Raw genomic sequence first — 18,420 nt, 5'->3', positions numbered from 1 at the left:
TTGAGTACGGTGAGCATCGCCGGCCGCAAAGCGCGCCGCACAGCAGGTTTGGACAGGCGTTCCACGAAAATTGAGGGAGATGATAATGGCTTGGACACGTGATGAAATGGCCGCGCGCGCGGCGAAGGAATTGCAGGACGGTTTTTATGTGAACCTGGGCATCGGCTTGCCGACCCTGGTGGCGAACTATGTGCCGGAAAATATCGAAGTGTTCCTGCAGTCGGAAAACGGCTTGCTGGGCATCGGCCCGTTCCCCACGGACGACGAAGTCGACGCTGACCTGATCAACGCGGGCAAGCAGACGGTGACGGCCTTGCCCGGCGCTGCCTACTTCAGCTCGGCCGACTCCTTCGGCATGATCCGCGGCGGCAAGATCAACCTGGCCATCCTCGGCGCCATGCAGGTGTCGGAAAAGGGCGACCTGGCGAACTGGATGATTCCAGGCAAGATGGTCAAGGGCATGGGCGGCGCGATGGACCTCGTCGCCGGCGTCAAGCGCGTCGTCGTGCTGATGGAACACGTGGCCACGGCCAAGGATGGCACGACGTCGCACAAGCTGCTGAAACAGTGCGACCTGCCGCTGACGGGCGTGGGCGTGGTCGACGTCATCATCAGCGACCTGGGCGTCATCGACGTGACGGAAAACGGCCTGAAGCTGGTGGAACTGGCGCCGGGCGTGACCAAGGAACAGGTGCAGGCGGCCACGGGCGCGGAACTGGACGTTTCCGCCGTGTAAGCCACGCGGCGTGTCGCAGGGAAGCAGGGCGGACAGCGATGTCCGCCCTTTTTTTTATGCGCCGGCCTTGCCGCGCACGGCGTCGAGGCTGTAGGCGCCGCCGCCCGCCGCCGCGAGATACAGGAAGGTGAAGCAGTACATGACGGCCATTTCGCCGCCGTTCAGGATGGGCAGGAAGGCGGCTGGCGCATGCATCAGAAAATAGGCCACGGCCATCTGGCCCGACAGGATGAAGGCGACGGGACGCGTGAACAGGCCGATCAGCAGCAGGGCGCCGCCCACCAGCTCCAGCACGCCGGCCGCGCCCATCAGGGAAAACAGTTGCAGGCCGTCGAACATGGCGACGTGGGGCACGCCGAACAGCTTGGCCGTGCCGTGCTGGATGTAGAGGAAGCCGAGGATGATGCGAAGCAGGCCCAGCAGGCGTGGGGACCAGGTGGCGTAGAAGGCGGGCGTGAGGGACATGGGATACTCCATTCAAAAGGTGGATGGTTCGCTGTCAGGCTTGCATTAACGCAATGTCATTATGCGCGAGCCTGCTGGCGAACAGGTGATCGTACTGTAATGGTTTTTCATTCATTGATCATCACGATAAATATTGATGCATCATTTACTGATTGTTGATGATGGCGCCATCGCCGCCGGAAATGAAAAAAGCCCCGCGGATCGCTCCGCGGGGCCTTGCCGGGGTGCAGCCTGTTCGGTGCTGCTTACTTGACGATATTCACCGTCGGGGCGACGTAGGCGTCGTCGGTCGGGTGGGTTGGATGGGCCAGTTCGCTGTGCAGCTTGTCCATGTCCAGTTCCTTTTCCCATTTCGACACGACGATGGTGGCCACGCCGTTGCCGACGAAGTTGGTCAGCGCGCGGCATTCGCTCATGAAGCGGTCGATGCCCAGGATCAGCGCCATGCCCGCCACGGGGATGGTCGGCACCACGGCCAGGGTGGCGGCCAGGGTGATGAAGCCGGCGCCCGTGATGCCGGACGCGCCTTTCGAGGTCAGCATTGCCACGCCCAGGATGGTGAGTTCCTGCCAGATCGTCAGGTCCGTGTTGGTGGCCTGTGCCACGAACAGGGCGGCCATGGTCATGTAGATGTTGGTGCCGTCCAGGTTGAACGAGTAGCCGGTAGGCACGACCAGGCCGACGACTGGCTTGGAGCAGCCCAGGCGCTCGAGTTTCTTCATCAGGGCCGGCAGGGCCGATTCCGACGAGCTCGTGCCCAGCACGATCAGCAGTTCTTCCTTGATGTACAGCAGGAAGCGGCCGATGGAGAAGCCCGTGTACTTGGCGATAGCGCCCAGCACGACGAAGACGAACAGGAAGCAGGTCAGGTAGAACGAACCCATCAGTTTTGCCAGCGGGATCAGCGATGCCAGGCCGTATTTGCCGATGGTGAAGGCCATCGCACCGAAGGCGCCGATGGGAGCGACTTTCATGATGATGTTGACCATGCCGAAGATGGCATGCGACAGTTCGTCGATCAGTTTGGTGACAGGACGGCCGCGCTCGCCCAGCAGGGACAGCGAGAAGCCGAACAGGATGGCGATCAGCAGCACTTGCAGGATGTCGCCCTTGGCGAAGGCGTCAACGAAGGTCTTCGGGATGATATTCATCAGGAAGTCGACGGTGCTCATGCCTTCGGCGTGCGTGTATTGCGCGATCGACTTGGCATCCAGGTGGGCAGGATCGGCGTTGAAGCCGGCGCCCGGTTTCAGGATGTTCGCCACCAGCAGGCCGATGGCCAGCGCGAAGGTGGAGACGATTTCAAAGTACAGCAGGGCCTTGCCGCCCACGCGGCCGATTTTCTTGACGTCCTGCATGCCGGCGATGCCGGAGACCACGGTACAGAAGATCACCGGGGCGATGATCATCTTGATCAGTTTGATAAAGCCGTCGCCCAGCGGTTTCATGTCGACGGCGTTGGAAGGGTAGAACACCCCCAGCAGCACGCCAGCCACGATGGCGAACAGCACCTGCACGTACAGGATTTTATAAAATGGTTTTTTCACGAGTGGTCTCCTCTTGCGGGTTGATGCTGCGATCATCCGCCCATTGGCAGGCAGGCTCAATTGTGGATAACCGCAGATATGCATTTTCGCTATATCGGGTATTGCGCCATGGCGGGCGTGCTGCGGCGCAGCATTTCAGCCGTGCGCTTGGAGCATTGCCCGCGCTGCGCTACACTGCCGAAGAGTCACGCGCGGGGCAGCCGGCAAATCGCCGGTTTCTTTGTTTTTTACTACCAAATAACGACGCCTCACAAAATCGGCGCGCAGCAGGTTTTGTCCGGCGTTATAAGGAATCGCATGATCGAAGCCAGCATCAAGTCAGTGCAATGCATTTCGCCGGCGGGCCTGCACCGCATGTCGTACAAGGAGTGGGGCGCGCCCGACAATCCGAACGTGCTCGTCTGCGCCCATGGCGTGACGCGCGTGGCCGACGACTTCGACAGCCTGGCGCGCGCCATGGCCAGCGATTACCGCGTGATCTGCCCCGACGTGGTGGGACGCGGCCGCTCGGACTGGCTGGCCAATCCGCAGTTTTACCGCGTGCCGCAGTATGTGAGCGACATGGTGACCCTGCTGGCGCGCGTGCTGGCCAACGGCGAGCGCCAGACGGTGGACTGGTTCGGCACGTCGATGGGCGGCTTGATCGGCCTGGGCCTGGCCTCGCTGCCCGGCAGCCCGATCAGCAAGCTGGTGCTGAACGACATCGGCCCGACCCTGGCGCCTGAAGCCCTGCAGCGCATCGGCGACTACATCGGCCAGGACCTGCGCTTCGAAACGTTCGAGCAGGGTGCCAAGTTTGTGCGCGACGTGTCCGCCAGCTTCGGCCCGCACACGGATGCCGAATGGCATAAACTGGCGGTGGATGTCTTGCGCCAGGATAAGGACGGCCATTGGCGCCGCCACTATGATATGGGACTGGCCCTGCCGTTCCGCTCGGCCACGCCCGAATCGGCGGCCAGCGATGAAGCCATGCTGTGGGCCGCGTATGATGCCGTGCGCTGTCCCACCTTGCTGGTGCGCGGCGCGGAATCGGATTTGCTGTCGCATGAAACGGCCACGCGCATGCTGGGCCGCGGCCCGAAGGCGCAACTGGTGGAAATCGCCGGCGTGGGCCATGCGCCCACCTTCATCCACGACGACCAGATCGCCATCGCCCGCCAGTTTTTGCTGGGCAAGTAATCAGGAATAACGCTGTACCGATTTTGAAACAACCGAAAGTAAAAGCATGGAAATCACACGACTGCACGTAGGCAAACGCCTCTCCGAAGTAGCCATACACAACAACACCATCTACCTGGCGGGCCAGATCGCGGAAGACACGACGCAGGGCATCGTCGGCCAGACGCGCGAAGTGCTGGGCCACGTCGACCGCCTGCTGATGGAAGCGGGCAGCGACAAGACCTGCATCCTGTCCTGCCAGATCTATATCGCCGACATGAAGGATTTTGCCGGCATGAATGAAGTATGGGATGACTGGGTCGCCTCCGGCCACACGCCGCCGCGCGCCACGGTGGAAGCCAAGCTGGCCAATCCGGCTTGCCTGGTGGAAATCGTCATCATCGCTGCAGAGCGCTAAGTCATTCAGTTATTGAGTTGTTAAGTTTATAAGGTATCACATGGTTTCCATCTCGGCCCCGAATAGCGCCACCTCGGAACAACTGGTAGAGGGCCTGAGTGCGCCGGACAGCGCGCGCGTGCTGGACGCGCTCGCGTATGCCACCGACGCGTATGGCGACAAGCTGACCTTTGCCGGCCGCTCCGCGCTGGACTTCGCCGTCGGCGTGGCCACCACCCTGGCCTTCCTGCGCAGCGATGCGGAAACGCGCATCGCCGGCCTGATGTTCGAGCTGACCCTGCTCGAGCCGGACACCGCGGCCGATATCGAGCCGCGCTTCGGCAAGCAGGTGTGCGACCTGGCCACGGGCGTGCGCCAGCTGATCCGCTTGCGCGCGCTGACCCAGGCGCAGCATGGCGGCAGCGCCGGCCGGGGCAAGAATGCGGCGCAGCAAGCCGTGGCCCAGGTGGAAACCCTGCGCAAGATGCTGCTGGCGATGGCCTCCGACATGCGTGTCGTGCTGGTGCGCCTGGCAGCGTGCGTGACGACCTTGCGCTATTTCGCTGAATTGAAACTGTTCAACGAAATGACGCGCGAGTACGGCAAGGAAACGCTGGACTTGTACGCGCCGCTGGCCAACCGCCTCGGCATCTGGCAGCTGAAGTGGGAACTGGAAGATCTGTCCTTCCGCTTCATCGAGCCGGAAGCGTATAAACGCATCGCCAAGATGCTGGAAGAAAAGCGCATGATGCGCGAGGGCTTCGTATCCTCGGCCATTTTGCGCCTGCAGACGGAGCTGGCTTCGGCCGGCATCCAGGCGGAAGTGTTTGGCCGCCCGAAACATATCTACAGCATCTGGAACAAGATGCGCGGCAAGGAACTGGACTTCACGGCCCTGTACGACGTACGCGCCTTCCGCGTCATCGTCGCCGACGTGAAGACCTGCTACACGGTGCTGGGCGTGGTGCACAATATCTGGACCCCCATCCCGAAGGAATTCGACGATTACATTTCGCGGCCAAAACCCAACGGTTACCAGTCGCTGCACACGGTGGTGACGGCCGAGGACGGCCGGCCGCTGGAAGTGCAAATCCGCACGAATGAAATGCACAGCTTTGCCGAATACGGCGTGGCGGCGCACTGGCGCTACAAGGAAGAGGGCGGTTCGAACTTTGCCGGCCAGAAATACGACGAGAAGATCGCCTGGCTGCGCCAGCTGCTGGCGTGGAAGACGGAGGTGGCCGACGCCGTCGTGGGCCAGGAAGAAATCCAGCGCGAATGGGTGGAAAAGCTCAAGTCCGCCACCCTGGATGACCGCATCTTCGTCATGACGCCGCAGGCGCGCGTGCTGGAATTGCCCGTGGGCGCCACGCCCGTCGATTTTGCGTATCACCTGCACACGGACGTGGGCCACCGCTGCCGCGGCGCCAAGGTCGACGGCATCATGGTGCCCCTGAATACGCAATTAAAGAATGGCCAGACGTGCGAAATCATCACGGCCAAGGGCGCGCCGGGCACGGCCGGGCCGTCGCGCGACTGGCTCAGCGCGGGCTACGCCGTCAGCACGCGCACGCGGTCAAAAATCCGCGCCTGGTTCCACGCCATCGACATGCAGGAAACCCTGGCCCATGGCCGCGCGCTGGTGGAAAAATCGTTGCAGCGCGAAGGCAAGACGGCCGTCAACCTCGAGGCGCTGGCGCAAAAGCTGGGCTTTGCCAAGGTCGACGAGCTGTTCCTGTCGGTGGGCAAGGATGAATTCAGCCTGCGCCACGTGGAGCAGGCGCTGCACGACAATGGCGAAGTGGTGGTGCCGGAAGACGCCGTACTGGTGGGCAAGAGCCGCGCTTCCAGCGTGGAGCAGGGCGCCAAGTCCGGCGTGCTGGTGGTGGGTACGGAAGGCCTCATGACGGTGCTGGCCAAGTGCTGCAAGCCGGCGCCGCCGGACAGCATCGTGGGGTTTGTGACGCGTGGCAAGGGCGTCTCCATCCACCGCGCCACCTGCAAGAATTTCGAGGAAATGCGCGCCAAGGCACCCGAGCGCGTCATCTTCACGGAGTGGGGCAGCACGGGCGGGCACGACACGGTGTACCCGGTCGATATTTTCATCCTCGCCGGCGACCGCCAGGGCTTGTTGCGCGACATCTCCGAAATTTTTTCGCGCGAAAAGATCAACGTGATCGGCGTCAACACCCAAAGCGCCAAGGGCCAGGCCCGCATGACCTTTACGGCCGAGATCAGCTCGACGGCGCAGTTGTTGAAGGCGCTGAATGTGATCAAGGATGTGAGCGGGGTGCTGGAGGCACGCCGAAGTTAGCGTATCTTGGGGTCTGACCCGCCGGGTCAGACCCCGGTTTTAATGCGTCTTGTCACCCGCATGCAATCCCGCCATGGCAGCCGTCTCCGGCTGCAGGGTGATATGGTCGATGCCATGCTTGGCTAACAACATCTTCTTGATCGCGCGCAAGACCTTCGGCCAGTGGTCCAGGTGCTCGATTTCCACGTGGCCGATCAGGGCCGGCTGGCCCGGCGACATGTCCCACACGTGCAGGTCGTGCACGGCGATCACGCCTTCCACCTGTTCCACGTCCGTGCCTACCTCGATGTAGTCGATATGCTGCGGCACGCCTTCCATCAGGAAGTGGTAGGACTCGCGCAGCACGCCGAACGTCGATTTCAGGATCAGCAGGGAGACGAGCACGGACAGCAGCGGGTCGATCTGCATCCAGCCCGTGAAGTAGATCACGGCGCCGGCGACGATGGCGGCGACGGAGCCGAGCAAGTCGCCCATCACGTGCACGAGGGCGGCGCGCGTATTCACGCTTTGTTTGTCCTTGGACAATACCCACGCCACCACCAGGTTGATCAGCAGGCCGATGAAGGCGACGATGAAGACCATGCCGCCTTGCACGGTTTGCGGGGCGGAAAAGCGCAGCACGGCTTCATAGCAGATCCAGCCCACCACGCACAGCATGGCCAGGCCGTTGACGAAGGCGGCCAGCGCCTCGGCGCGGCCGAAGCCGAACGAGTGGCGCGGCGACGGCGGGCGGCGCGCGATGATCTGCGCCAGCAGGGCCAGGCCCAGCGCGGCCGCGTCCGTGACCATGTGGCCCGCGTCGGAAATCAGTGCCAGCGAATTGGACAGGAAGCCGGCGATCACCTCGATGCCGGCAAACGACAGGGTCAGGCCCAGCGCCCACGCGAGGATGCTCTGGCTGCGCCCCTCGAACGAATGGGTATGCTTGGCGTCGCCTTTGCGGTGCGCGTGCAGGTGGGTGGCGTCGTGTTCGGTGGTGTCGTGCATGGCAGTGAGCGGCTGATGATAGTTGCGCTAGTGTAAAGGAATTGGCGCGGCGATGTACCCGGCGCGGCTGCCGTGCCGTCGCAGGGTGGGAAATGGAGAGAATTGGCGCCGCTTTGTTCTGCATAATGGCCGGGCCATGCCAGCCTCTCCGTGCTGGCGGCGCACCGGGAGGATACGATGAAACGATGGATATTACTGGCCCTGGCCGCCAGCCTGGCTCCGGCCGCGGCCCTGGCCGAACCGGCCGTGCTGGCGGAAAATGCCGTCATGCACTCGCAGCATGCGGTGATGGACCCTGCCCGCCGCAGCAGCACCTTGACGGGCAATGTCAGGCTGGATACGGAAACCCTGCACATGCGGGGCGATACCCTGCACATGCACAGCGATGCCGACGGTTTCAAGACCTATACCTTGACGGCGGCCGCCGGCAAGACGGCGACCGTGCGCAAGAAGCTGCCGGGGCAGGGCGCGGGCTGGATCGATGGTGAAGGCGGGAAAATTATCTACGAAGAAAAGCTGCAGCGCCTGTTTGTCGACGGCAAGGTGCGCCTGCCCGCTGCGTCCCAGCCGCAGCCGGAGGCGGATGGCCGCCTGCTGGCGCAGCACGCCGTACCCTGAGCCATTCCATGCTGCCGCAAGGCAGGCAAGCGCGCCCGGCCCCAGGCCCGGCGCGCTTTTTATTTCAGGGCGGCAATGCGCTTACTGCGCCGCCGTCTCGCCGAACTTGCCTTCGCGGAAGTCCTGCACGGCCTGGAACACTTCCGCCTGGGTATTCATGACGAAAGGGCCGTACTGGGCGATGGGTTCATTCAGCGGCTTGCCGGCGATCAGGATCACGCGGCCGCCTTGCGGCGCCTCGATGCGCACGCCGTCGCTGCCCGGCGTGTTGGCGAAGATGGCCATGCGCAGGGCAGGCACGGCCTTGCCGTCCACCTGCACTTCGCCGCGGAAGGTGTACAGGAAGGCGTTATGGCCTTCCGGCAAGGGCTGCTCGAAACTGCTGCCCGCCGGCAAATCGATATCGAGGTACAGCGGCTCCGTCAGCTCGCGCTGCACGGCACCCGTCACGCCATGGCTGGCGCCGGCGATCACTTGCACGGCCACGCCCCCGTCCGTCGTGTAGCGGGGGATTTCCTCGCTCGTGAAATCGCGGTACCACGGCGTGCGCATCTTGTCGCGCGCGGGCAGGTTCAGCCACAACTGGAAACCTTCCATCACGCCTTCTTCCTGTTCCGGCATTTCCGAGTGGATCACGCCGCTGCCGGCCGTCATCCATTGCACGCCGCCCGACGTCAGCAAGCCTTCATGGCCCGCGCTGTCCTTGTGGCGCATGCGGCCCGTGATCATGTACGACACCGTCTCGAAACCGCGGTGCGGATGCTCGGGGAAGCCGGCGATGTAATCGTTCGGCTGGTCGCTGGCGAAGTTGTCCAGCATCAAAAACGGGTCGAGCCGGCGCTGCAGCTGCTGCGTCAGCACGCGGTTGATCTTCACGCCGGCGCCATCCATGACGGCCTGGCCGGCGATCACGCGCTCGACGGCGCGTGGCTTGTTGACAGCGGTGGTATCGCTCATTGTTCTCTCCTCTAGGCCAGGGCGGCGCCAGTGCGCCGTCCCTTTCACTGCTGGGGATTACACCAGAATCGCGTTGATCTCGGCGTCCGCCTGGGCTTGCGCCTTGGCCACGGCTTCCGGACCCATGCCCATGCCTTCGGAATACACGTATTGCACGTCCGTCATGCCCAGGAAACCGAACATGGTGTTCAGGTAAGGCACCTGGCTGTCGTGCGCGCTATCGCGGTGCAGGCCGCCGCGGGACAGGCCCACGTAGACTTTCTTGCCGGTCAACAGGCCCACGGGGCCGGTTTCCGTGTACTTGAAGGTGACGTTGGCGCGGGCAATCGCGTCGAACCAGCTCTTCAGCTGCACGGTGATGCCGAAGTTGTACATGGGCGCGCCGATGACGATGACGTCGGCCGCTTGTACCTGGGCAATCAGGGCGTCGTCCAGGGCGATGCGGGCTGCCTGTTCCGGCGTGCGCTGGTCGGCTGGCGTGAACAGCGCCTGCAGAGTCGGCTCGTCGAGCACAGGATGCGGTTCGGCGGCCAGGTCGCGGCGTGCCAGGGTGGCTTCAGGGTTGGCTGCTTGCACGCGGGCAACGATGGCATCGGCCAAGCGGGTCGAGGCGGAACCGGTGCTGCGGGCGCTGGAATTGATTTGCAGGATGTTCATCTTGTTTCTCCGTTGTGAGGTGTCTTGCGATGGATGAACTATAGCAATTCCAAAATCGATGCGGAAGCCGTTAAAATGGATAACATTAATCCATCAGTGGAACAATCGAGTGTAAAGGTAAGGATATGGATATCGATCCCGGAGATTTGCTGCTGTTTGCCCGCGTCGTCGAATGCGGCAGTTTCTCGCGCGCCGCCGTGCGCGTGGACTTGCCCAAGTCGACCCTGTCGCGGCGCATCTCGCAGCTGGAAGCGCGGCTGGGCGAACGGCTGCTGCTGCGCACCACGCGCAAGCTGGCGCTGACGGAATTTGGCGCCAGCCTGCTCGAGCATGCGCGCAAGGTGGTGGAAGAAACGGAGGCGGCCGGCGCGCTGGCGCAGCACCGCCAGGCGGGACCGAGCGGCCTGCTGCGCATTTCCATGCCGGCCGACTTCGGCGATACCCTGATGCGCCAGGTGCTGGCCGAGTTCGTGCGCCGCTATCCGGCCATTTCGCTGGAACTGGACTTGTCGGCGCGCCGCGTGGATTTGCTGGAAGAGAACTTCGACCTGGCCATCCGCATGGGCAACCTGCCCGACGACGCCAGCCTGGCCGCGCGCCGCGTGGCCTTCAGCACCCTGGCGCTGTATGCCTCGCCGCAATACACGAGCGTGCACGGCTTGCCCGAGCATCCCGACGATTTATATGGCCATGATTTGCTCAGCCTGCCACGTTCCGTGCATGGTCTCGTGCACTGGACTTTGATCCGCGGCAAGACGACGTGGGAGCGCGACTTGCCCGTGCGCCTGCTGGCGAATTCTCCGGAATTGCTGGTGCGCATGGCCTGCACGGGCGTGGGCATCGCGGCCAGCACGGACCGCTTTGCCAAGGCCTACGTGGCGACGGGGGAGCTGGTGCGGGTGCTGCCGGAATGGAGTTTCCCGCTGGTCACGGGCTGGGCCGTGTTTCCCGGCCGGCGCCTGATGCCGGCCAAGACGCGGGCGTTCCTGGACTTGATGGAAGAAATGTACCGGACGGACGCGCCCGTGTAGGCGCGCGTCAGGATACTTTACTTGGGCAGGTTGCCCATGACTTCGCCCAGCTGCACGGGGCCGGCCGGCTGCCAGCCGCCATTGAATGTCACGGTGTCTTTCGGGAACAGCATGACGACGGTGGAGCCGAGCAGGAAGCGGCCCAGTTCTTCGCCCTGTTTCAGCACGACATTGTCGTTCGCATAGCTCCAGTCGCGCACCTGGCCCGTGCGGGGCGGGTTGACGACGCCGTGCCAGACGGTGGCCATGCTGCCGACGATGGTGGCGCCGACCAAGGTCATGACGAAGGGGCCATTGGCTGTGTCGAAGACGCAGACGACGCGTTCGTTGCGGGCGAACAGGCCGGGAATGCCGCGCGCCGTCGTCGGGTTGACGGAGAACAGTTCACCGGGCACATAGATCATGCGCGTCAGGCGGCCGTCGCACGGCATGTGGATGCGGTGGTAGTCGCGCGGGCTCAGGTACAGGTTGGCGAAGCTGCCGTGTTCGAACCGGGCCGCCAGGGCCGCGTCGCCGCCCACCAGGGCCGTGGTGCTGAAGTGGTGGCCCTTGGCCTGGAAGATCTGGTCCTTGTCGATCGTGCCGAACTGGCTGATGCGGCCATCGACGGGGCAGACGTAGTCGGCCTTGGCGAGGGGACGGGCATCGGGGCGCAGGGCGCGCGTGAAAAAGTCGTTGAAGCTGGCGTAGTGCGTGATGTCCGGGTCCAGCGCCTCATCCATGTTGACGTTGTAGCGACCGACGAACCAGCGGATCAACCGGGTGGTCATGGCGCCGCCCTTGGCGCCGGCGATGCGGCCGGCGAAGTTGGTCAACGCTCCCTTGGGAAGCAGATATTGGGGCAGGACGGCAAGACGGTCAGACACGATGGGAAGCCTTTGACGGGGGGATGGGAACAATGATGAAAACGCATTATAGCGGCGATGTGGCGCGCAATGATACGGGCTGCGCGGCACGGTGGCTTTCCTGGGCTTGCACCGAATTTAATTTGCTATAGGAAATATTTTCGAGAAACTGTGCCATAAGAGCAAAATTGCCGCAAAATACGGCTGCCTGTTTTTTAGCATTTAGCCATTTTTATTCAGCCAACTTTTTCAGCCCAGTCATGATGCCACGCCGTACCCTGCGCCTCACCGTTGTTGCCTCCGCCGTCCTGTTTGCCTGCCATGTCCAGGCCCAGCAATCCGAAGCATCCGCCGCCGATCCCGTCGCCGCCACGCCGCCGAAGGCGGAAAAGCCTGCGGCGCCCGCCATGCAGACGGTGGAAGTCAAGGGCAGCGGCTATGATCCGCGCCGCGATGATACGGCCAGCAAGATGATCGTCAGCAGCGAGGAAATCCTCAAGTATGGCGACACGAATGTCACCGACGTGCTCAAGCGCCTGCCCGGCATTACGGTTTCCGGCGCGGCGGGACGTTCGGGCGGCGAGATCCGCATGCGGGGCCTGGGCAGCGGCTACACGCAGATCCTCCTCAATGGCGAACGGGCGCCGGCCGGCTTTTCGCTCGATACCCTGTCGCCCGACGTCATCGAGCGCATCGAAATCCTGCACGCGGCCAGCGCCGAATACAGCACGCAGTCGATCGCCGGCACCATCAACGTGGTGCTGAAGAAGGCCGTCAAGACGGCGCAGCGCGAAGTGAAGCTGGGCGTGCAGGGCAGCAATGTGAGTTTCTCGCCGACCTTGAATGTGCAGTTGTCCGACCGCGACGGTAATTTTTCGTATTCGCTGGCAGGCGCGCTGTACCGCTTCGATTACCACTACGACAATCCGGGCATGGATCTCGCCTATTTGCCCGATGGCGCGCAGAGCTTGCTGCGCCGTGTGAATGGCACGGGCGACGGCCGCTCCCAGGGCGTCAACCTGTCGCCCAGGCTGAACTGGACGCTGGCCGGCGGCGACACCCTGACGGCGCAGTTTTTCCTCAGTGCGGGGCGCAGCGAAAACCGCAGCCACAGCCGCAGTGAAACCGAGCTGGGCATGCGCCCCGATTACGATACCACCGATAGCCAGAATGACAATGACTTCCGTTACGGGCGTGCCGACCTGACCTGGGTGCACAAGCTGGAAGGGGGCGCCAAGCTCGAACTCAAGTTCGGCGCATCGGGCAGCGGCAGCACGGCCGATGGCCGCCCCGTGGGCGACATCGACGGCGTGGGGCTGGCGCTGGACCGCACCGTGCGGGTGGAAGCGTCGGAGCGGGGACTGTCTTCGACGGGCAAGTATTCGGCGCCCTGGGTCCCTGGCCATGCCTTGTCCATGGGCTGGGACGGCGCCTTCACGCGGCGCGAGGAAGACCGCTGGCAGCGCGAGCTGGCCCTGCCTGGCGGCCGCCCGCCCGTCAACAGCGACGAGGATTACAACGCCGACATCAAGCGCCTGGCCCTGTATGCGCAGGACGAGTGGGAAATCACGCCGCGCTGGTCCATGTATGCGGGCGTGCGCTGGGAAGGCATCGACACGCGCAGCGATGGCGACAGCTTCGATGCCGTGCAGCAGCGCAGCAGCGTCTGGAGCCCGCTGCTGCAAACCCTGTGGAAGTTGCCCGATACCAAGGGCGACCAGGTGCGCCTGGCCCTCACGCGCACCTACAAGGCGCCGCAGACGGGCAATCTGATTCCGCGCCGCAGCCTGTCCACGAACAATAGCCAGAGCGAGCCCGACCGCGAGGGCAATCCGAACCTGAAGCCGGAGCTGGCGCTGGGCATCGATGCCTCGTACGAGCATTACTGGGCGGAAGGCGCCTTGCTCAGCGCCCGCGCCTCGGCCCGCCGCATCGACGGCTACACGCGCCAGGGCTTGCTGTTCATCAATGACCGCTGGGTCTCCACGCCCGTCAACGACGGCCGCGCGAATACGCAGACGGTAGAGCTGGAAGCGAAGTTCCCCCTGCGCGCCGTGCTGGCCGCGCCCGTGCCCGCGCTGGACTTGCGCGCCAGCATCAGCCGCAACTGGTCGCAGGTGGACCAGGTACCGGGGCCGAATAACCGGCTCGACCAGCAAACCCCCGTCAGCGGCAACTTTGGCCTCGACTACAAGACCCCCGATGGCATGCTGACGACGGGCGGCAGCTTCAATTTCCGCAACGGCGGCCCCGTGCGCATCACCGAGCGCCAGAGCGCCTATACGACGCCGCGGCGCGACCTCGACATCTATGCGCTGTGGAAATTCGATGCGAAGAACCAGCTGCGCCTGGCCATGTCGAACCTGCTGGCGCAGGATTTTGAAAGCAGCAGCAGTTATACGGACCCCAGCGGTACCATCATCCGCAACAGCATTTCGCCCAGCTCGCCGCAGGCGCGCGCCACGATGGAAATGAAGTTCTGACGGACACGTTTTATCGGTGAAAACCGTGGCCGGCAGCCCCGCTGGCCTATAATCTCGGCAATCGCGCGCAGGGCCCGTCCGTGTGCGCCGCCTTTTCCTTTGCCAAGATTGCCTTTCCCATGACGTTTTCCTCCCTCGGCCTGATCGATCCCCTCGTCCGCAAACTTGATGAGCTCGGCTATGCCCAGCCCACGCCCGTGCAGGCGCAAGCCATTCCGGCCGTGCTGGCGGGCCGCGATTTGATGGCCGCCGCGCAGACGGGCACGGGCAAGACGGCCGGCTTTGCCGTGCCCCTGCTGCAGCGCCTGACCCTGGAAGGCGTGGTGGCGCCCCAGTGCGTGCGCGTGCTCGTGCTCGTGCCCACGCGCGAACTGGCCGAACAGGTCTATGCCAGCTTCCGCAGCTATGGCGGCAACTTGCCGCTGCGCAGCTTTGTCGCCTATGGCGGCGTGCCCATCGAGCCGCAGATCAGCAAGCTGCGCAAGGGCCTGGACGTGCTGGTGGCCACGCCGGGCCGCTTGCTGGACTTGCAGACGCAGGGCGCCGTCAAGTTCGAGCAGGTGCAGACCCTGGTGCTGGACGAGGCCGACCGCATGCTGGACCTGGGCTTCGAGCGCGAGCTGGACTTGTTGCTGATGAGCATGCCCAAGCAGCGCCAGACCCTGCTGTTCTCGGCCACCTTCTCGGACGCCATCCGCGCCATGGCCAAGACCATGCTGAAGGACCCCGTCTCGGTGGAGGTGAGCGCGCGCAACAGCACGGTGAAGGCCGTGAAGCAATCCGTCATCGTGTGCGACAAGAAGCGCAAGCCGGAACTGTTCCTGCACCTGCTGAAGAAAAAGCGCTGGGGCCAGGTGCTGGTCTTCGTCAAGACGCGCAAAGGCGTGGAACAACTGGTCAACACCTTGCTGGAGCAGGGCGTGCGCGCCGACTCCATCCACGGCGACAAGACGCAGCCGAACCGCCTGCGTGCACTGGCCCGTTTCAAATCGGCCGAGGTGCAGGTGCTGGTGGCCACCGACGTGGCTGCCCGCGGCCTGGACATCGACCAGCTGCCCGTCGTCGTCAATTTCGACTTGCCGACGGTCGCGGAAGATTACATTCACCGCATCGGCCGCACGGGCCGCGCGGGCGCCTCGGGCGAGGCGATTTCCCTCGTCTGCGCCGATGAAGTGGAATTGCTGTCGGCCGTGGAAGCGCTGACCCGGCAAACCCTGAAACGCAGCGAGGAAGGGGGCTTCGAGGCGGAGCACCGCGTGCCGGGCACGTCCGCCGGCGGCACCATCCAGAAAAAGGTCGTCAAAGTGCTGGCGCCGAAGGCGGCCGAGCGGGCGAAAAAACGCCGCTTCTACAAGTAAGCGGGAACGCTGGCCAGGCAGGGCAAGGCGCGCTGCACGGATATGCCATTCGTGCCATCATGCGCCTATGACCTCGATACCTTTGTTCCCGCTCAATACGGTGCTGTATCCCGATGGCTATCTGCCCCTGCAGATCTTTGAGGTGCGCTACCTGGACATGATACGCCAGTGCATCATGGGCGAGCAGCCCTTCGGCGTGGTGCAGCTGCTGGACGGCACGGAAGTGCGCAAGCCGGGCCAGCGGGAAACCCTGGCCCCCGTGGGCACCCTGGCGCGCGTCATCGACTGGGCCGCGCCCCTGTCCGGCTTGCTGCAAATCAAATGCATGGGCCAGCAGCGCTTTCACATCGTGGCCAGCGAACAGCTGAAACACGGCTTGTGGACGGCGCGGATTGAAACCTTGCCGCCCGATAAGATCATTCCCATCCCGCAGGAACAGCAGAACGTGGCCGATGCGCTGGGCGCGCTGATACGCACCTTGCAGGAACAAAAGATCCCGCCCGAGCAGATGCCGCTGCAGCCGCCTTACCGGCTCGATGAGTGCGGCTGGGTGGCGAACCGCTGGTGCGAACTGCTGTCGCTGAGCGCCATGCAGAAACAGCTCCTGCTGAGCCAGGACAATCCCGTGCTGCGCCTGGAACTGGTGCAGGACATGCTGACCGAAAACGGCCTGCTCGAAGAATGAGGCGCCGGGCCGCATGCTTGCACGCGATTCCGTTGTGCAATTGCAATTTCTATTGAGAAATACTTTACGCTTTGCCGCCGCTGGCATAAGATGATGCCCCTGGGAAAGATAGTCCCAGATGACCCTGAGCAACATTCAAGAGTGGACGACATGGCAAAAGTAAGCGCGGAACAGATCAATGCGGCAATGGAAGCGCTGGCGGGAGAAGGCCAGGCCGTCACCGTGCGCGCCTTGCGCGAGCGGCTGGGCAATGGTGCCTGCCTGGGCACCATCAGCAAGCTGCTGCAGCGCCGCAAGGCCGGCGCCCAGCGCCAGATCGCCGCTGCCGCCGAGCTGTCGCCCGTGCTGCAAAAGGCCATCCTCGATTTTGTAGGACAGGAGTTGAGCGCCAGCCACAGCGCGCATGAAGCCGAGATGAACGACAATCAACAGGAATTGATGGACCTGGCTAGCGAGAACGAACGCCAGCAGGAATTGCTCGACCTGCAGGCAGGCGAGCTGGCCACCCTGCGCGAGGAACTCGAGCGCGAGCGCCAGGTGGCGAACCAGGCCCGCACGGACCTGGCCAAGGCGCAGCTGCGCCTGGAAGGCTTGCCGCGCCTGGAAGAGGCGGCCGAGCAGGCGCGCATGGACCTGGCCAAGGCACAGTTCAAGCTCGAAGGCATCCCCCGCCTGGAAGAGGCGGCCGAAGCGGCCCGCGCGGAACTGATCCAGGCCCAGCTGAAGCTGGAAAGCCTGACCCGCGTGGAAACGGAACTGGCCACGGTGCGCCTGGAACTGGAAGCGGAGCGCGAAGAGCTGGGCGAGACGCGCGCCGAGCTGGACGAAGAGCGCACCCTGCGCATCAAGGCGCAGCAGTTCATCGTCGATCCCATCTTCAAAACGCCGGTCTGAGAACGCCTGGCCGAAGCTGCTGCGCGTCGGTATCGGTAGCTTGCGATGCTCACCGCACTTGAGTGCGGTAGCGCTTCTCGGCCACCTCTCCCTTCCGCTCGCGACGCTTTTTCCAGGCGTCGATGCGTCGTAGTGCCCTCGGTTATACAGCGCACGGAATCGTGCTTCAAGCCACAGCAGAATGACTGCTGGACCTGGGCGCGAAAGGGGCTGGCATGGAGGTGTTGATACTCATCGGTGCTTCCGTGGGCGGCATGGAAGCCTTGTCCGCCATTTTTTCCGCGCTGCCCGCCAGCATGCCGGCCCCCGTGCTGGCCGTCGCGCACCTGGGGGCGCGCCATAGCGTCTTGCCCGAGATCCTCGGCAAGACTTCCGCCTTGCCCGTGCGCTTTGCCGAGGAGCGCGAGCCCGTGCGGCCCGGGCGCATCCTGCTGGCGCCACCGGACCGGCACATGCTGGTCGTCAGCGCGGCCGGCCAGCCCTGCATCGAACTGACGCGGGGACCGAAGGAAAACCACACGCGTCCCGCCATCGATCCCCTGTTCCGCAGCGCGGCGGCCGCGTATGGGCGCAAGGTCGTGGGCGTGATCCTCAGCGGCTACCTGGACGACGGCACGGCGGGCCTGCAAGCCATCAAGGCCTGCGGCGGCAAGGTGCTGGTGCAGGAGCCGTCGGAGGCCGTGGCGCCATCGATGCCGCAAAGCGCCATCGACCATGTGGACGTGGACTGGCGCCTGCCGGTGGCGCAGATCGCGCCGGCCCTGCTGGCGCTGGCCAGCGGCAAGCCGGCATCGGCCCAGCCGGCCCAGCCGCAGCAGCCTGCGCCCCACTGGATCGCCATGGAAAACCGTTTTGCCCGGGGAGTGGGAAACATGGAACAACTGGAAAAGATCGCCTCGCCATCGACGTTTACCTGCCCGGAATGCCAGGGCACGCTATGGGAATTGCACGGCCAGCAGCCGCAGCGCTTCCGCTGCCATACGGGGCACGGTTTCACGGCGAAAATCCTCGGCGAAGTGCAGCACGACAAGGCGGAAGCGGCCATCTGGGCCGCCGTGCGGGCCTTGCAGGAAAAGGAAAGACTGTACCTGGACCTGGCCGCCAAGGCACATGCCTGGCTGCATCCGGGCGCGGCCAGCGAGTACGGCGCCCGGGCGCGCCAGGCGCGCGAGCAGGCCGATGTGCTCAGGCGAACCTTGCTGGCTTAAAATAGCGCCCTGTCGCGCCGTGTCGCGCACGCGTCTATCGTAAAGAAGGTCTATGTCAGCAGAGAAAAATTTGCCGCCCC

At 64.0% G+C, this 18,420-nt stretch carries 17 protein-coding genes; 11 read left to right on the top strand and 6 right to left on the bottom strand.

Annotated elements, in window-relative coordinates; all coding sequences use genetic code 11:
* The first annotated feature begins 85 nt into the window (after window positions 1–85).
* Window positions 86–736 (top strand): CoA transferase subunit B, encoded by a 651-nt coding sequence (locus tag EBS11_RS15135; protein WP_077403229.1) that lies wholly within the window; start codon window positions 86–88, stop codon window positions 734–736.
* Between the two features lie 54 nt (window positions 737–790).
* On the opposite strand, the gene EBS11_RS15130 is transcribed toward EBS11_RS15135, so the two are convergent.
* Together EBS11_RS15130 and EBS11_RS15125 are read right to left on the bottom strand one after the other, a co-directional pair.
* A complete protein-coding gene (locus tag EBS11_RS15130; protein WP_290603949.1) occupies window positions 791–1,201 on the bottom strand; it encodes a DoxX family protein in 411 nt (136 codons plus the stop codon).
* Window positions 1,202–1,446: 245 nt separating this feature from the next.
* Window positions 1,447–2,784 (bottom strand): dicarboxylate/amino acid:cation symporter, encoded by a 1,338-nt coding sequence (locus EBS11_RS15125; protein WP_290603947.1) that lies wholly within the window; start codon window positions 2,782–2,784, stop codon window positions 1,447–1,449.
* Window positions 2,785–3,045: 261 nt separating this feature from the next.
* Here EBS11_RS15125 and EBS11_RS15120 point away from each other — a divergent pair, with 261 nt between their 5' ends.
* From EBS11_RS15120 to EBS11_RS15110, 3 genes are read left to right on the top strand one after another with little or no spacing between them, the layout of a single operon-like run.
* Window positions 3,046–3,927: an alpha/beta hydrolase gene (locus EBS11_RS15120; protein WP_290603945.1), complete on the top strand. Its 882-nt coding sequence runs from the start codon at window positions 3,046–3,048 to the stop codon at window positions 3,925–3,927.
* Between the two features lie 46 nt (window positions 3,928–3,973).
* Entirely contained in the window at window positions 3,974–4,324 is a 351-nt protein-coding gene (locus EBS11_RS15115; RefSeq protein ID WP_102294719.1) for a RidA family protein, read from the top strand.
* Between the two features lie 40 nt (window positions 4,325–4,364).
* Entirely contained in the window at window positions 4,365–6,617 is a 2,253-nt protein-coding gene (locus EBS11_RS15110) for a bifunctional (p)ppGpp synthetase/guanosine-3',5'-bis(diphosphate) 3'-pyrophosphohydrolase (RefSeq protein ID WP_290603941.1), read from the top strand.
* A gap of 39 nt (window positions 6,618–6,656) precedes the next feature.
* Here EBS11_RS15110 and EBS11_RS15105 read toward each other — a convergent pair whose 3' ends face one another.
* Window positions 6,657–7,604, bottom strand: a complete 948-nt coding sequence (locus EBS11_RS15105) for a cation diffusion facilitator family transporter (protein WP_290603939.1) — start codon at window positions 7,602–7,604, stop codon at window positions 6,657–6,659.
* 177 nt (window positions 7,605–7,781) lie between these two features.
* Here EBS11_RS15105 and EBS11_RS15100 point away from each other — a divergent pair, with 177 nt between their 5' ends.
* Window positions 7,782–8,222, top strand: a complete 441-nt coding sequence (locus tag EBS11_RS15100; RefSeq protein WP_290603937.1) for an LptA/OstA family protein — start codon at window positions 7,782–7,784, stop codon at window positions 8,220–8,222.
* 81 nt (window positions 8,223–8,303) lie between these two features.
* Here EBS11_RS15100 and EBS11_RS15095 read toward each other — a convergent pair whose 3' ends face one another.
* Both EBS11_RS15095 and EBS11_RS15090 read right to left on the bottom strand, forming a co-directional pair.
* Window positions 8,304–9,179, bottom strand: a complete 876-nt coding sequence (locus tag EBS11_RS15095) for a pirin family protein (protein ID WP_290603935.1) — start codon at window positions 9,177–9,179, stop codon at window positions 8,304–8,306.
* 57 nt (window positions 9,180–9,236) lie between these two features.
* The gene (locus EBS11_RS15090; protein ID WP_290603933.1) at window positions 9,237–9,836 is read right to left on the bottom strand and encodes an NAD(P)H-dependent oxidoreductase; all 600 of its coding nucleotides are present in this window, start codon (window positions 9,834–9,836) and stop codon (window positions 9,237–9,239) included.
* Between the two features lie 125 nt (window positions 9,837–9,961).
* Between EBS11_RS15090 and EBS11_RS15085 the strand changes: the two genes are divergently transcribed.
* A complete protein-coding gene (locus EBS11_RS15085; RefSeq protein ID WP_290603931.1) occupies window positions 9,962–10,867 on the top strand; it encodes a LysR family transcriptional regulator in 906 nt (301 codons plus the stop codon).
* Window positions 10,868–10,884: 17 nt separating this feature from the next.
* Here EBS11_RS15085 and asd read toward each other — a convergent pair whose 3' ends face one another.
* On the bottom strand, window positions 10,885–11,733 hold the full coding sequence (asd, locus tag EBS11_RS15080; protein ID WP_290603929.1) for an archaetidylserine decarboxylase: 849 nt from the start codon (window positions 11,731–11,733) through the stop codon (window positions 10,885–10,887).
* A 239-nt stretch (window positions 11,734–11,972) separates the two neighbouring features.
* On the opposite strand from asd, the gene EBS11_RS15075 reads away from it, so the two are divergent.
* From EBS11_RS15075 to EBS11_RS15055, 5 genes are all read left to right on the top strand, one after another.
* Window positions 11,973–14,195 carry a TonB-dependent receptor gene (locus EBS11_RS15075; RefSeq protein WP_365955492.1) on the top strand — a complete coding sequence of 741 codons (2,223 nt, stop codon included), beginning with the start codon at window positions 11,973–11,975 and terminating at the stop codon, window positions 14,193–14,195.
* 119 nt (window positions 14,196–14,314) lie between these two features.
* Window positions 14,315–15,553: a DEAD/DEAH box helicase gene (locus EBS11_RS15070; protein ID WP_290603927.1), complete on the top strand. Its 1,239-nt coding sequence runs from the start codon at window positions 14,315–14,317 to the stop codon at window positions 15,551–15,553.
* 67 nt (window positions 15,554–15,620) lie between these two features.
* Window positions 15,621–16,238 carry an LON peptidase substrate-binding domain-containing protein gene (locus EBS11_RS15065; protein WP_290603925.1) on the top strand — a complete coding sequence of 206 codons (618 nt, stop codon included), beginning with the start codon at window positions 15,621–15,623 and terminating at the stop codon, window positions 16,236–16,238.
* 150 nt (window positions 16,239–16,388) lie between these two features.
* Window positions 16,389–17,132 (top strand): DNA-binding protein, encoded by a 744-nt coding sequence (locus EBS11_RS15060; protein ID WP_290603923.1) that lies wholly within the window; start codon window positions 16,389–16,391, stop codon window positions 17,130–17,132.
* A gap of 215 nt (window positions 17,133–17,347) precedes the next feature.
* Complete coding sequence (locus EBS11_RS15055) at window positions 17,348–18,340, top strand: chemotaxis protein CheB (RefSeq protein ID WP_290603921.1); 993 nt, start codon at window positions 17,348–17,350, stop codon at window positions 18,338–18,340.
* Window positions 18,341–18,420 lie beyond the last annotated feature (80 nt).

The sequence above is a fragment of the Janthinobacterium sp. genome (genome assembly GCF_009923995.1).
GTDB lineage: Bacteria > Pseudomonadota > Gammaproteobacteria > Burkholderiales > Burkholderiaceae_D > Janthinobacterium.
Note: the sequence above shows the minus strand (reverse complement) of the source record. Positions and strands in the feature narration are given on the sequence as shown.